Genomic DNA, 14,879 nt, shown 5'->3' on the forward strand with positions numbered 1-14,879 from the left:
AAAAGAGGAGGGACCCAAGCCTCGGGACCCTCCTCTCTTCCAATAAACAGTTGTCTTACCACCAAGCCCAGTATTCAGCCATGATGACGCATGTGAATACGATGAATACACCAGTCAAAATTCCGATAATGGCGAATGTATGACCACGATCCTTCATATGCATCCAGAATGCCATCTGAACGAATACTTGCAAAACCGCTAAGCCGACTAAAATAATGTAGATAAAGTCTTTATTGATTTCTCCGCTGATTACGGTCGCGAATGCGATAAATGTAAGCAGGATCGAAAAAAGAAATGCGATGATATGCTTCTTTGGCCCTTCGACCCTATGACGCTTGGGGCTTTCCTCTGTGGCTGTATGATTGCTTGCCATGGATTAAACCACCTTTCCCATCAAGTAAACGACGGTGAAAATGAATACCCAGACAACGTCGATAAAGTGCCAGTACATACCGGCTACATATACCTTCGGTGCGGTAACGACAGTCAAACCTTTTCTTGCCAATTGGATAATGATCAATGTGATCCATGTAATACCAAAAGCTACGTGAGCGCCGTGGAAGCCTACAAGCGTGTAGAACGATGAGCTGAATGCGCTTGTGGTAAAGCCATGGCCTTCATGTACATAGTGGTAGAACTCGTAAATCTCAAGACCGAGAAACCCAGCGCCTAGAACCACGGTAATAATCAGCCAGTTAATGAGCGCCTTCACTCTATTCGTGTGCAAGGCATGAACAGCGAATACGCTGGTTAAGCTTGACGTCAACAATAGCGCGGTCGCTAGAGCGACGAGCGGCAGCTGGAACAACTCATGTGCTGGAGGACCATCCAAAACTTGATGGCGCAGTGCAAGGAACGCAGAGAATAACGTTCCGAACAATACCGTCTCGCCACCTAGGAAAAGCCAAAAGCCTAATACTTTATTGCGTCCCTCGAGGGTCGCCTTTTCGGGCTCATGAGGCAATTGCCCCTCTACATGCGAATGCGCACTCATGCTTTCCCCCCCAAATCTCTAAGGATTTCGTCTTCTTCAATGTGGAAGCCATGATCGTCGATTGTAGAACGAAGGAACATGCATCCGAACAAGATAAGCAAACCAACAATACCGACAGCGTAGCCTGTTTTGAATGAACCGAACAAGTTACCCCAATCATGAGCATACATAAAGCCTAAACCTGCGATGAACAATCCAAGTCCCATAAAGAAAGGCAGGATTGAAGGCGATGGCATATGGATAGGACCAATTGGTTCTGCAGGCGTCATACCCTTATGACCATCCGTTTTTTCTTTCCAGTATGCATCATATCCGCGTACAAGCGGCGTTTGAGCAAAGTTGTACTCCGGAGGCGGAGATGGAATCGTCCACTCCAGCGTACGGCCGTCTTCCCAAGGATCTGCTGGCGCGTTTTGCGGCTTGAAAGCCGTCACGACAACATTCAGCAAGAAGAAGATTGTACCAAAGCCCATCAAGAATGCGCCCACTGTACTGATCATGTTCATTTCGTTAAAACCTAGACCGTCCAGATATGTCCAAATACGACGCGGCATACCGAGCAAGCCAAGGAAATGCTGAATAAAGAATGTTAAATGGAAGCCGATAAAGAATGTCCAGAACGTTAGCTTACCAAGCGTTTCATTAAGCATGCGTCCGAACATTTTTGGCCACCAGTAGTGAAGGCCCGAGAAAATCCCGAGAATCAATCCGCCTACGATAACGTAGTGGAAATGCGCTACGACAAAGTAAGAATCATGATACTGGAAGTCAGCTGGAGCTGCTGCAAGCATAACGCCTGTAACGCCGCCCATTACGAAGGTTGGGATAAATCCGACTGCAAACAAATTCGCTGTCGTGAACTTGATCGAGCCGCCCCACATCGTGAACAACCAGTTAAAGATTTTGATACCCGTCGGAACGGCGATAAGCATCGTTGCAATGGAGAACAGCGCGTTCGCAACCGGTCCAAGACCAACGGTGAACATGTGATGCGCCCATACCATGAAGCCCAAGAAGCCGATTAGGATTGTAGCGAAAACCATCGAACTGTAACCGAACAAACGCTTACGGGAGAACGTACTTATTACCTCGGAAATAACACCGAAGGCCGGCAGGATGAGGATATAAACCTCAGGATGCCCGAATATCCAGAAAATATGCTCCCAGAGGACTGCGTTACCGCCGCCTGAAGGATCAAAGAAGTTAGCATCAAACAATCTGTCAAACATAAGCGCCGCAAGACCAACTGCCAAAGCAGGGAAGGCGAACAGGATAAGCGCAGAAGTAATGAACGCTGTCCATGTAAACATCGGCATCCGCATGAAAGTCATGCCAGGAGCACGCATGTTAATAATCGTAACCAGGAAGTTGATACCGCCGATTAGTGTACCGATACCTGCTATTTGCAAGCCTAGAACATAATAATCGACGCCATGGTCTCCGCTGTAAGACGTGCCTGCAAGCGGTGCGTAAGACGTCCAACCTGCATCTGGAGCTCCGCCTGTAAACCAGCTGACGTTAAGCAAAACGCCGCCGAACAAGAATGTCCAGAAACCTAATGAGTTAACGAAAGGAAAGGCTACGTCGCGAGCGCCGATTTGAAGCGGAACGACCGCATTCATAAGCGCGAACAACAGCGGCATCGCTGCGAGGAAGATCATTGTCGTTCCGTGCATCGTAAGCAGCTCGTTGTATGTATCCGCGCTAACAAAGTTATTTAACGGCTTCCATAATTGAACCCGTATCAAAATGGCTTCCAAACCGCCGACAAGGAAGAAAAATCCGCCAGCGATCATATACAATATTCCAATTTTCTTATGGTCAACCGTAGTCAGCCAGTCCATCAGACCGCTGTAACGTTTGACCGTATGCGTATGCGCATGAGCCAAAGTAGGTACCTCCTTCAATCACCGATAAATTATTGTTCGTAGTTAAGTTTCAGTTCGGATAAATATTTAGCAATACCTTCAAGTTCTTGTTCAGTCAGATCAACTTTTGGCATTAGGTTACCCGGTTTAACTTCATCCGGATTTCCGATCCAACGGTGCAGGTTGTCGTATACTGAACCTTCATTGGAATATTGCGGATCATCGGTGTTAACAAGTATACCTCCGACAGTCTCACGGCTTCCGATCCCCGTCAAGTTAGGGTAAGCCGGTCCGCCAAGGTCTCCCACTGCGTGGCAAGATAGACATTTGCTCTCGAATGCTTTTGCAATTGCCGGGTCGCTCGGAAGAGCTACTGGCTCTTGAAGCGCTGCTACCCAGCGATCAAATGAAGACTCGTCCACTGATTTGACCTTAAAGTCCATCAGTCCGTGTGAAGGTCCGCATAACTCGGCGCATTTGCCTAGGTAAACGCCTTCTTTTGGAGCCGAGAAATACATCGCATTTACGTTCGCGCCAGGATTGGTATCGATTTTACCTGCAAGCGACGGAATCCAGAACGAGTGAAGCACGTCAGCGGATTTCGCTTGAACCGAAATCGTTTTGCCTTTTGGAATAATTAGCTCTTGGGCTGTTTTGATTCCGTATTCAGGATATTCAAATTCCCACCAGTATTGATGCGAAGTAACGATGACCTGAACCGCTTCCGGATCTTTGCTATAATCTTTAGCTAAGTTAAATACGGATTGTACGGTTGGAACTCCCAAAATGATAAGCATGATAATTGGAATTACGGTCCAAATAATCTCTAGCTTATGGTTTCCTTCTACTTGCTTAGGAATGGTTTTGTCTCCTTGACGTCTGCGAAAACGAATAATGACATACAAAGAGATACCAAATACGGCAATAATCACGATTAACATGATTCCAATTGCCAGCTTCATCAGTCCGAATTGCTCTTCCGCTACAGGTCCCTGAGGATTCAGCGTCGACAAATCGCTCCGCCCGCAGGCCGTCAGCACCAATACCATCATGGCCATAAGCGGCGCAAGCCGTTTTACAAATCGCCACCGTTTCATCATTAATCAACCCCACTTTTGACGTTTTCGCAGCTGCCTAATTTTCACGTGGCATGCGGCTGGCTGCGTGTTTCACAGATGTTATTACAACTCCTGCAACTTAAATCACTTTATTAAATATAAAGTTGAAGACCCTATTTGTCAATGTTCCACAGAGAGTTCACAAATTGTTCTCAAAGCTGTCAAAAACGCATCATTACAACGTTTTTCCGCTTTCTTTTTCATTGCGTTACGCCTGTCAGCATGGCATTCTCTCTATCCTACATTGTGCACCAAACCCATGGTCAATTATGTATACCCCCTTAAACGTATATTTAAGCTTCCAAGACAAAAACTAAAGCCATTATCGATGAATGGGGGTCCTCACTTTATGGTTAAACGAATAGCTGCGCTGCTGCTGTCAGCTGCAGTGCTCACTGCGGCAGCAGGCTGCAATTACGAAGAACTCGCCCAGAGAAGCGACAGCGACTACGGCAGCCGCCAGGCTAACGATCCGAAAATGCTGGGCGGTAAATCCTACGGCCCGATGTCAACGAATCCACATCAGCATGATAACTCCTTCTTCGAATACAGCTCTGTCATTTCACGAAAGGTAACGGATCTGAACGGCGTCGCTTCCGCAATCGTTATGCTAACGGACAAAAATGCGTATGTCGGTCTTATGCTGGATTGGACAGCCGTGGGCACACGCAATTCAGGCAGATTACGCGAGCAGGACAATACCGGCACAAACGAAGGCGTGTATAATCAAGACACAGGAAGTCCGTACGGAAACAGCCGGGCGCTTGTCTCGCCTTACAATTCCTATTTTTCGGTGAACGATATTAACGACTTATCCGATGAACTGAAACAGACCGTTGCGCTAAAAGTCCGGGAGCTTGCGCCGGCCGCACAAGAAGTGCACATCTCGGCTAACATGGAATTCGTAAACTACTTTAATCATTTTGCTAAAGAAGCTTGGGGCGGACGTTCGCTTATGCCTTGGATCGATCAATTCAATACCGTGGTGAAATATCATTTTGCCGGCGGCAAGGAAATGCCTCCGCCCATCACGCAGCCAGGCACCTACAGCCCTTCCGAGTCCCAATTGGACCGCTAAAAAAATTGCTTCTATTATATATAGCAAAAAGGCTCTTCCGAGGAAGAGCCTTTTTGGCTATCAGCAATATAGAGATCAGCGCATTGGAGCGAAGCCTTTTACTTCCGCTAAGATCGCTTCTGTTTGAGCGAGCAAATCATCCGTAAGAACAAGATCTACGGCTTTCACATTTTCTTCCACTTGAGCGGGGCGGCTGGATCCGATAATCGCCGAGCTTATATTGGGCTGACGAAGCACCCACGCCAGCGCAAATTGTGACAATGACGCGCCGATGCTCGCTGCCAACTGCTCGAGTTTCTCGGCCACCTGCAGCACGTCTTCACGCAAATAGCTGTTAATAACGCCGTTTGTTTTATCATTTGCTGCGCGGCTGCCAGCCGGCACTGCTTGTCCAGGCTTGTATTTACCGGTCAATACGCCTTGTGCAAGCGGTGAAAAGACAACCTGGCCAAGACCCTCCTGCTCGCATGCCTGGATTACCCCTTGCTCGATATATCGTTCAAACATATTGTAGATGGGTTGGTTGGATACGAGCGGTCGCAGGCCAAGCCGTCTTCCCGTCTGAGCCGCATCCGTAATTTGCTGCGCTGTCCATTCGCTGATGCCGGCGTAGAGCACTTTCCCTTGCGCGGTCAAATCATCGAGCGCCCTTAGCGTTTCTTCAGTCGGTGTGTCCGAATCATAGCGATGGCATTGATAGAGGTCAATATAATCGGTGCCGAGACGCTTCAGGCTCGCTTCGCATTGCTCCACGATATGCTTTCTGGATAACCCTCGGTCATTGGGGCCTGCCCCCATCGGGAAAAATACCTTTGTCGCGAGAACGTAGCTGCTGCGTGTATACGCTTTCAAAGCATCCCCCATTACCTTTTCCGCTGCGCCATTATTATAAGCATTGGCCGTATCAAAAAAATTAATGCCCAGGTCATAAGCTTTATGTATGCATGCTTGAGCCGTCTCCGCCTCCGTTGCCGTTCCGTAAGTCAACCAGCTGCCAAGTCCGATTTCACTTATTTTAAGCCCGCTGTTGCCAAGCCTTCTATATTTCATCTTCTAACACTCCTTTTTGGCTTTTCCATCGCTCTCATGTAGTAGTGTATAGCAGATTGTGTTTTAATGTAAGTAGTGAATGTTTTTTCATTTTATTATCTTTAATATATATACTATACTCATTGTTAGTAATATACGAAAAGGGGTATAACGTTTTGAGCGTACAAAATTACATCCCGAAAGAACCCGTTCATATTGAATGCAATATTGAGAAGACATTGGATGTTATCGGCGGCAAATGGGCATTTCTTGTACTGAGAGAGTTATTTTGCGGCACCAAACGATTCGGGGAAATTCAGAAGCTCATTCCTGCGGTAAGCCCGCGAGCGTTAACAAGCACGCTCCGTCATTTAGAGGACAAGGGCGTGCTTGAACGCAAAGTTTTTCCTACCGTACCCGTGACGGTCGAGTATACGCTCACCCCGAAGGGAGAAGACCTGCATCATATTTTGAAAGAGATGAAGCTTTGGTCAGCGAGATGGAACTAGCTCTGGCTTAACGCTTTAAAAGCCGATCGGGCATCGCATTTATGCTCGCTTGAAACCGGTCGCGCGCCGTCTGATATACGCGGCGATCATTCTCGTTCCGTGATAACCGTTCAAGGCGGAGCAGCTCCGCCTCAAACTGTTCCATGAGAATGGCAACTCGCTCCTTCGGCTTAGATGAGCTATTTTGCGGATGCTTGCCCTCATCGCCAGTCTGTAGCAGCAGTTGACCGGTGCTGTCCATCTGAGCGATAAAAACATCCTCCTCTTTCAAATTCCTAGTCTTAAGCTCATGCAGCAGCCAGTCGCGATTACGGCCTAACCTCTCCAATACCTCATCTTGAATATCTCCATCCATCATGACGGTTTGCGCTTCATGCTCGCTTGCCACCTTCCAGCCAAGAAGATCAGCGGTTATAGGCTGATATTCCTTTTTCAGCAGCACGTTAACCTCCCCGCTTGATTCCATGACCGCAAACTCCACATCAGCTACGCGGTAAACATCCTTTTTACGCAATTGCTCCAACACTTCATCTATCGTCAGCCGTTCTTTATGCAAATTCTTTTTGAGCATTTGGCCATCTTTAATGAGAACCGTACCCTTGCCGTCAACGAAATCGCGAATCTTCTTGCTTTTCATCGTAATAAACTCCATTGCAACCGATACGCTAACCCACACCGCTAATGACACCATACCCAAATACCATAGATTATCGAGATCCAGCGACACATAGGCGGCAATATTACCGATCGATATGCCGGTTATGTACTCGAACAGCGATAGCTGCGATATTTGGCGTTTGCCCAGCGCCTTTGTCAAAGCAAATAAAATGACGATAGCAGCCAACGTGCGAATAACAATTTCCAACCAACTTGGCATCTCTATTCCCCCTTCCGTCCTATAGTGTCCAGAATGGCTAAAGTCATTCGTTTTTCTTTAAACTGTTGCAATTCATAAATATATGTAGTACAATATGAAGAATGTATTATATTTAACCCCAGCATATCCCCAGTAAGATTCAATGTTTTTCCTCAGATTTTGATTTCTTTGCTGTTAATCCCAAACCTGTTTCGTGATGTATTTCTGATTCACACTGGCGCGGTCATCGGAGCCGCGAGGACGGAAGAGAGGTAGGGCTTTCGTTGTTTTAGGATGCGAGTTTTAGACAACTTGGTACACATGCTGTTTGCTGTTAACAAGGGGATTCCATACGGCCTTTCATCATAGAAGAGGTCCGGTTAAATATACGATACAATTAAGGGCTGCCCTGCTAACGCATTTATGCGTTAACGGAGCAGCCCTATCCAATTTGCATACCTTTATTCGTTAGGGCAAGCACTTGCCGCGAAATGCCCTGAACGTTTTATTTTGGTATCCAAATAACGTTCATTATGCTCGGACCGGTCTCCCCAAAGCGGAATTCGACCGGTTACATCCAGCCCCTCCGCTTGCAGCGCATCCAACTTTTTCGGATTATTCGTGATCAGCGCAACCGGCTTCGACCTCAGCGATTTCAACACGCGAATGGCATCCCCATAGTTGCGTGCATCATCCACAAAACCAAGCTCCACGTTTGCCTCCACCGTGTCAAAGCCCTTTTCCTGCAGCAGATACGCCATTGCCTTGCTGAATAAGCCGATGCCTCTTCCCTCATGATTCGCCAAATAAAACAAAGCGCCTGAGCCCTTATCGACGATCATACGCATCGACTCATGCAGCTGATAGCCGCAATCGCAGCGCTTGCTCCCAAAGATATCTCCCGTGTGGCAAATGCTGTGCATGCGTATCCAGGCCTCATCGGCTTGCTCGAAATCGCCGTATACAAGCACGCTGGATTGCTGCATTTCCGCAAGATTAATGGCAGAGAGCTTCTTAATAATTTGCTCCGCATCATCCAGCTTTTCTTTGCACAGAAGCCAGCAGTACCAGTCAAAAAGCGCTTCGCCTTCATCCAGCTTAACTGGCAGCTTAATCGGACCCACCAAATAAATAATGCCTTTTTCACTTTCGATTACCTTTATCTTATTGTCCATTACGGAGATAGCTTCTGTGTACATAAGGGTATGCTCCTGACCTTAGTATAATAGTTGTTTGGACTATTATGTTCGGTAAGCATACCCGCTATGCTCTGCCTAGGTTCATGAACTTAATATGGCTATTCACCGGATGGCAAAGGGATCTTTGTATCGACAGCAACAGGGACGCCAAAATCCGGATAACCTGACTCATTCCAGCCAAAAGCTTGAATTCTCGTGCTTCGTGTTGCCGTCGGTGCGCCTGATTCAGAAAGGGCATGATAAACAATCCAATCCTCTGTCCCGTCAGGCGATACGGTGAAGCTGTTATGTCCTGGCGCAAACACATTTCGTTCCGGCGATTTACTGAATACCGGCAGCGGAAGCTTCGTCCAAGCAGCGGCATCGGTCGGCTCGCATGCTTCGTCTGCTATTAACATGCCTAATCCATAATCATCCGCCCATGTCGTACTGGCAGAGTACACGAGAAACAGCTTGCCATTCCTCTGTATAACAACCGGTCCTTCATTAATAGCCATGCCGCCCTGCTTCTCCCATTCAAACTCAGGTTTCGTAAGCAAGGTTTCCTTGGCAGCAATCGTCCAAGGGTTTTCCATTCTGGCGATATAGATCGCAGAACCGTAATCGGGAAAATGCCCATATCCGGCATACAAGAAATACAGCGTCCCTTTATGGTGAAATACCGTTCCATCCAGTCCCGGCAATTGCGTATTAATGGCGCCGCGCTCTATCCACGTTCCTTCAAATGGATCCTGATGCTCGTTCTCAAGCACATAGACTCGCCTTGTATCATCTCCTCCGCCATCATTAGCGGTGAAATATACATACCATTTGCCGTTGATCACATGCAATTCCGGCGCCCATAGATTCTGGCATCCGGGACCCGAGGCAGGCGGCGTATAGATAACCTCATGCCGTCCTTCAGCGATTCCGGTCATCGAAGCAGCCGATCTTAATTCCAAATGGCTTCTTTTGGTTACCATCAAATAATATTTGCCGTCTGAATGCTTCATCATCCACGGATCTGCTCCGCCCATCAAAATAGGATTCACAAATGTTCTATCCATTTCAACCCGCCCCTCTATGATTATTCCAATCCGCCCGTTAACACCGGAGTCGCGCCCGTTACAATTTGTCGATAGATTTCAATCGGAAGCTTAGGCACGCGTTCGAATGACAGCAGACCGTTTTTCTCCTGTTCGACATCGGTCAGCTGCGTATAGCAGTAGCCCTGTAATCCGCCTGCTGCAATAATCGGACGCATCACTGCGGTCAAACGGTTCAGGAAGTCCTGATCATCCTTCGCCGAAGAATACCCCCAGCCTTCGCCACTGCCTTGAATGTATGAAATTCCTCCGAATTCCGATAGCTGTACCGGCTCGCCCTGATAGGAGAATCCGGGAATCATAATTTTCCTGCCTTGCGGGTCGCTTTTAACGGATAATTCAGGCGTAGCATATCGGCCAGCTAATACTTCTTCTCGGCATTCATAGTCATGAACCGTATAGATATCCGATTTCACATGCTCCCAGCCGTCATTCGAAATAACCGGTCTAGTATCATCCAGTGATTTGGTCAAATAATAGAGCGTGGAAGCATGATGCTGCTGTCTTTTATCGATTAAAATATTAGGTGTTCCCCAGCTCTCATTCAGCGGAACCCAGACAACGATACACGGGTGGTTATAATCACGGTGAACCGCTTCCTGCCACTCCTTCGTAATGCGGCTTACGTATTGCTCCGAGAATTGATAGGCATTCGCCATCTCTCCCCATACCAGCAATCCCAGCTTATCGCACCAGTACAAGTATCGCGGATCTTCGATTTTCTGATGTTTCCTCGCGCCGTTGAACCCCATCTGCTTCGTCAATTCTACATCTTTGCGCAGCATTTCATCACTAGGAGCCGTAAGCACGCCGCCCGGAAAATAACCTTGATCCAAAATCAGCTTCATATAATAAGGACGGTTATTTAAGCAAATAACACCATCTTCAATCGATATTTTCCGCATGCCGAAATAGCTTTTCACTTGATCTAATTCTTCTTCGCCGTCCAGCAGCTTAAATTCGACGTCATAGAGATGCGGCTTCTCCGGCGACCACCAGCGTCCAAGGCCGTGATCGTTAAAGTCATGCAGCTTAATGGAAACTTCCTCTTCCTGCGCCATGACACGAATGACATCCTCGGCAATCAGCTCGCCTTCAAACGATACTTTTATGCTGAGCCGTAAGCCATTGTATAATTCCGTGCCCTTAATATAACTGCGAATATGAATTTTATTGGAATCAATATCGGGCGTCAGCCGCACGCGTTCCACATGCGCAGCATTTACCGCCTCGATCCATACCGTTTGCCATATCCCCGTCGTCCGTGTATAGAAGACCTGCTCCGACTTCTCCTTCCAGTACTGCTTGCCTCTTGGCAGCGTGACATCCTTGCTATAATCCTGTGCGCGCACAACGATGATGTTCATCCCGCTTGCCTGAAGGGCTGCCGTAACATCGGCTTGAAAAGGGGTATGGCCGCCCTCATGGGATGCAACCAAATGCCCGTTCACCCAAACCTTAGCTTCGTAATCAACAGCTCCAAAATGAAGAATAATGCGTTTACCCGTATATTCAGAGGGCAGCTCGACATTTTTCCGGTACCATACGATATCGTGAAAGGCTTGTTCATTAATGCCGCTCAGCTCGCTTTGGTAACAAAACGGCACCTGGATCTTACGGTCAAAATTTTCTCCCTCATACCATCTATTATCGCAGCCGGCATTCGTATCATCGTACGCAAATTCCCACTCCCCGTTTAAGTTAAGCCAAGAAGCCCGTTCAAACTGCGGTCTAGGGTATTCATTTCTTGATGGTATAATCATGTTCCCACTCCAGTCCTATTGCTTATGTTTATATTATTTCTTTATTGGTTTTACGATTAAATCGTAGAATGATAAAGTTGAGCGTTCGGCATGAATGCCTACCTTGCCGTATAAAAACGGGTTCGGATCCGTGTATTGAATTAACGGCTTCGGATCATCATTTAGAAACACTTGAATATTCCCGCCTTTTGCTGATGCCTTCAGCGTATAAACGCGTCCCGTTTCCAGCTCTACGGTTTCACTGGCTATGAGCTCGCTATCATAGTTCAAACGATGTAAGGTCAGCTGCGAAGAAGAAATGCCGATATAATAGCCCATCGCCGCATCTCTGACTTGAGCGGGATGATACGATTCATTCGTCTCGCGAATAAAGAATCCGCCAATATCGGTGTCGGAATTCAGCTTCACGCCAACCGAAAACGTATAGTCATCCCATGCGTCGCTGCCCGCAAACAAGCGGTCATCCTCTGTCCCGCTGCCTATATAAGCATCACCGTTCTGGCTAAATAATCCAAATCCCGATTGAACAGGCAATTGATCAAATGATAGCTGCTCTTCCAGCTTCTCGGCGGTAAACAATTCAAACGATTGAATATGAGCTGCACCGCTTTTCAATTCAATCTTCAGTTCATGAAAGCCAGCAGGCAAATCCATTGTTCCGATTCGAAGCGTGGCTGTTGTATCTTCCGTAAACGCCTGATCATCTGCGTTAATCCTCGTTTTTACCGAGTCTCCTCCGTCAATGGACCATTCCAGCACGCTATCCTTCTCCGGCTTCCGGAGCGTTAGTCCGATTCCATACTTCGCATCCGCCTTGGCATTGAGCTTATACTTCAACCAATCTCCGCTTTGCCGTAAGCCTACGGAGTAGCTGCCGTCATCGAGCTTCTGGATAGGCACGCCGTCTCCCGCCCGGTAGGCGCTAATCTCTGATGATTTCTGCTCTACGTGGAAGCCTCGTTCCGCTTCCTTCAAATAATGAACCGCTTCAACCGTTCCAGGCACCGGCTTATAAGCCTCAAAATCGCTGCTGCCGCCTGCATCATTCGTAAACGCCGTATACTCATAGACCGGTTTCGCATTTGTCGCGATATACCCGATTTTCCCTTCGCCCGGTCCAGCCGTTTCTTCCTCCAGCTTCTTCATCCCGTCAAAGAAAACAAGAACCCGGTCGTCACGCCGCTCCACCCGGATCGCATGCAGCTTCGAATAATCAAACTCTTGGGGAAGCACGGCATAACCGCCATGCTGCTCGGTCCCATTTTTCACGGTAATATAGTGAAGCTCATGCTTGGATGGCAGCAGGATAACCGCTGAATAATTCGATGCATCCGTATATGAAAATACCGCTTCAAGCATACCTTTATCCGATACTGCGTCTGCATCGAGCAATCGGAAATTATATTCCGCAATAAAATTCGTTTCCGTCGTTACTTTGCTAAGCATCGTCCCGCCTTTAGCCGAATCCGTCTTGTCCCATTGTTCGGCTGCAATCCCTTCCGACAACCAACTATACAACGCCGGCATCGCGGGTGCAGGCTGCTTATAGTCATGCGTGGGACCAAAAACCACCAGCTTATCGCCATTATAAGCAAGCCGGTCAATATTAAGCTCGCGTACCGGGGGGCCTTCCGCGGAATGCCCGACCAAATTATGATAGGTCAAATAATAAGAGTCCATATCCGGACCAAGCACCGTCGCGCTATGGCCAAGACCCTTAAATTCATCCTTTACGCTGATGACGATCGGATTGTTCGCAGGCAATGCATAATCGCCGAAAGGGCCATCCTTTGACACTGCATAGTTGACGCGATAGCCATTGCTGAATACGTGATTGCCCGTATACGTCATGTAATACAAGCCGTTTCGCTTCCATATCATCGAGCCTTCCGTCCAGTGCCCAAGAAAGGCGTTAGTCGTTACACCGACATCAATCGTAAACGGATCAGGCATCTCATGGGCAACAATGCCCTGCGTGCCTGCATTCGTGAAATACCATTTTCCGTCATCGTCGATAAATACGGAGCCATCAATGGAATTGCCCAGATTTTCTGTTTTGACGACGAACGGACCCGTTGGGCTGTCGCTCTGCAGCACATAATGTCCTTGTCCGGCGGGCGATGTGTATAAATAGAAGCTGCCGTTCCAGTAAAAGACTTCGGGAGCATAAGCGCCTGTCGTAACCGGATCCTCTGTAACCAGCCCTTCATAGCTCCAATCCACGAGGTTGTCGGAGCTCCATGCCTTAATGCCTGGCCGAAAATCCTTTGTACTGCAGTATAAGTAAAATCTTCCGTTATGGCGCATGATGAAAGGATCGCCGATTCCGTAATCCTCCCACTCTTGATCCAGCTTAAACGAATTCGTATACACTTTCGCATCCTCCTTTAACAGGGTAATCTCTTTCTCATCCGGGCTGGATTCGCAACCGCTCAGCATGAGACCGAATGCTGCGGCAAGGAGGACGACAGCCTTCATCGCCCTCATTTTCCCTGCTGTAACTATGCGCATCCGGTTAACCCTTCAATCCGCTAATCGCCATCGACTCGATAAAATAGCGCTGGCAGAAGAAAAATACGAGAATAACGGGAACCATGGATATGATCGACGCCGCCAAAATAACCGGATAGTTAGAGGAACCCATATATTGTGCTTGCATAGAAGCGATCAGCACTTGAATCGTTTGCTTTTCCGGCGAGCTTAAATAGATAAGCGGACCCATAAAGTCATTCCAGATGCCCATGAAGCTCAATGCCGCTTGGGCCGCAATCGCCGGTTTGGCGACTGGCAATGCGATCGTCCAGAAGGTGCGGAAGAAGCCGCTGCCATCCAGCTTAGCTGCTTCTACCAGCTCATTCGGAAGACCGCCCGCCAAAAACTGCCGCAGGAAGAAAATAACGACGATATTTCCGAAGAGGCCCGGTACAATGAGCGGCAGCAGCGTATCGATCCAGTTAATCTTTGAGAAACCAATGAACTGCGGAATCATGACGACCGAGAAAGGAATCATCATCGTTCCAAGCAAGGAAAGGAAAATCGTATCCTTAAACGGAAATTCGATCTTGGCAAAAGCATATGCCGCCATCGTGGAAACAAAAAGTCCAATAACAAGAACAAATACGACGATAATCATGCTGTTCATAAAGCCGCTAAGCAACGGAGAATCGTTCCAAGCCGTGACATAGTTTTTGAACGTAGCAGGATCTGGAATCCACTTTGGCGGAATTTCGAACACGTTTCGTTGATCTTTTAATGAAGTGGAAATCGTCCATACGAACGGTGCCAGCATGACAACCGAGCCGATACAGAGAATTAAGGCCACCCAAAGGTTTGTCATTCTTTTTTGCAGCATGTGAAATCAAACTCCCCTCGCAAACTGT

At 47.7% G+C, this 14,879-nt stretch carries 13 protein-coding genes; 2 read left to right on the forward strand and 11 right to left on the reverse strand.

All coding sequences use genetic code 11. The annotated features are described in order from the left end of the window. Positions 1–55: 55 nt before the first annotated feature. From ACN6MW_RS07660 to coxB, 4 genes are all read right to left on the reverse strand, one after another. A complete protein-coding gene (locus ACN6MW_RS07660) occupies positions 56–373 on the reverse strand; it encodes a cytochrome C oxidase subunit IV family protein (protein WP_364145906.1) in 318 nt (105 codons plus the stop codon). 3 nt (positions 374–376) lie between these two features. Beyond that, positions 377–994, reverse strand: a complete 618-nt coding sequence (locus ACN6MW_RS07665; protein WP_169087959.1) for a cytochrome (ubi)quinol oxidase subunit III — start codon at positions 992–994, stop codon at positions 377–379. After that, a complete protein-coding gene (ctaD, locus tag ACN6MW_RS07670) occupies positions 991–2,838 on the reverse strand; it encodes a cytochrome c oxidase subunit I (protein ID WP_419876295.1) in 1,848 nt (615 codons plus the stop codon). Before ctaD ends, ACN6MW_RS07665 begins: the two co-directional genes overlap by 4 nt. A gap of 74 nt (positions 2,839–2,912) precedes the next feature. After that, entirely contained in the window at positions 2,913–3,962 is a 1,050-nt protein-coding gene (gene coxB / locus ACN6MW_RS07675; RefSeq protein WP_419874934.1) for a cytochrome c oxidase subunit II, read from the reverse strand. 367 nt (positions 3,963–4,329) lie between these two features. On the opposite strand from coxB, the gene ACN6MW_RS07680 reads away from it, so the two are divergent. Then, the gene (locus tag ACN6MW_RS07680; protein ID WP_419874935.1) at positions 4,330–5,058 is read left to right on the forward strand and encodes a YhcN/YlaJ family sporulation lipoprotein; all 729 of its coding nucleotides are present in this window, start codon (positions 4,330–4,332) and stop codon (positions 5,056–5,058) included. Between the two features lie 75 nt (positions 5,059–5,133). On the opposite strand, the gene ACN6MW_RS07685 is transcribed toward ACN6MW_RS07680, so the two are convergent. Continuing rightward, positions 5,134–6,108, reverse strand: a complete 975-nt coding sequence (locus ACN6MW_RS07685; protein WP_419874936.1) for an aldo/keto reductase family protein — start codon at positions 6,106–6,108, stop codon at positions 5,134–5,136. Between the two features lie 155 nt (positions 6,109–6,263). Between ACN6MW_RS07685 and ACN6MW_RS07690 the strand changes: the two genes are divergently transcribed. Beyond that, on the forward strand, positions 6,264–6,596 hold the full coding sequence (locus ACN6MW_RS07690) for a winged helix-turn-helix transcriptional regulator (RefSeq protein ID WP_364145899.1): 333 nt from the start codon (positions 6,264–6,266) through the stop codon (positions 6,594–6,596). 7 nt (positions 6,597–6,603) lie between these two features. On the opposite strand, the gene ACN6MW_RS07695 is transcribed toward ACN6MW_RS07690, so the two are convergent. The 6 genes from ACN6MW_RS07695 to ACN6MW_RS07720 form a co-directional block, all read right to left on the reverse strand. Beyond that, positions 6,604–7,473, reverse strand: a complete 870-nt coding sequence (locus tag ACN6MW_RS07695; RefSeq protein WP_419874937.1) for a DUF421 domain-containing protein — start codon at positions 7,471–7,473, stop codon at positions 6,604–6,606. Between the two features lie 440 nt (positions 7,474–7,913). Next, a complete protein-coding gene (locus tag ACN6MW_RS07700; RefSeq protein ID WP_419874938.1) occupies positions 7,914–8,651 on the reverse strand; it encodes a GTP cyclohydrolase II in 738 nt (245 codons plus the stop codon). A gap of 98 nt (positions 8,652–8,749) precedes the next feature. Then, a complete protein-coding gene (locus ACN6MW_RS07705; protein WP_419874939.1) occupies positions 8,750–9,697 on the reverse strand; it encodes a family 43 glycosylhydrolase in 948 nt (315 codons plus the stop codon). Positions 9,698–9,717: 20 nt separating this feature from the next. Further along, the gene (locus ACN6MW_RS07710) at positions 9,718–11,499 is read right to left on the reverse strand and encodes a glycoside hydrolase family 2 protein (protein ID WP_419874940.1); all 1,782 of its coding nucleotides are present in this window, start codon (positions 11,497–11,499) and stop codon (positions 9,718–9,720) included. Positions 11,500–11,532: 33 nt separating this feature from the next. Further along, a complete protein-coding gene (locus tag ACN6MW_RS07715; RefSeq protein WP_419874941.1) occupies positions 11,533–14,010 on the reverse strand; it encodes a family 43 glycosylhydrolase in 2,478 nt (825 codons plus the stop codon). Positions 14,011–14,014: 4 nt separating this feature from the next. Continuing rightward, on the reverse strand, positions 14,015–14,851 hold the full coding sequence (locus tag ACN6MW_RS07720; protein WP_419874942.1) for a carbohydrate ABC transporter permease: 837 nt from the start codon (positions 14,849–14,851) through the stop codon (positions 14,015–14,017). Between the last annotated feature and the right edge of the window lie 28 nt (positions 14,852–14,879).

The sequence above is a fragment of the Pristimantibacillus sp. PTI5 genome (genome assembly GCF_048572955.1).
Taxonomy (GTDB): Bacteria; Bacillota; Bacilli; order Paenibacillales; family Paenibacillaceae; genus Pristimantibacillus.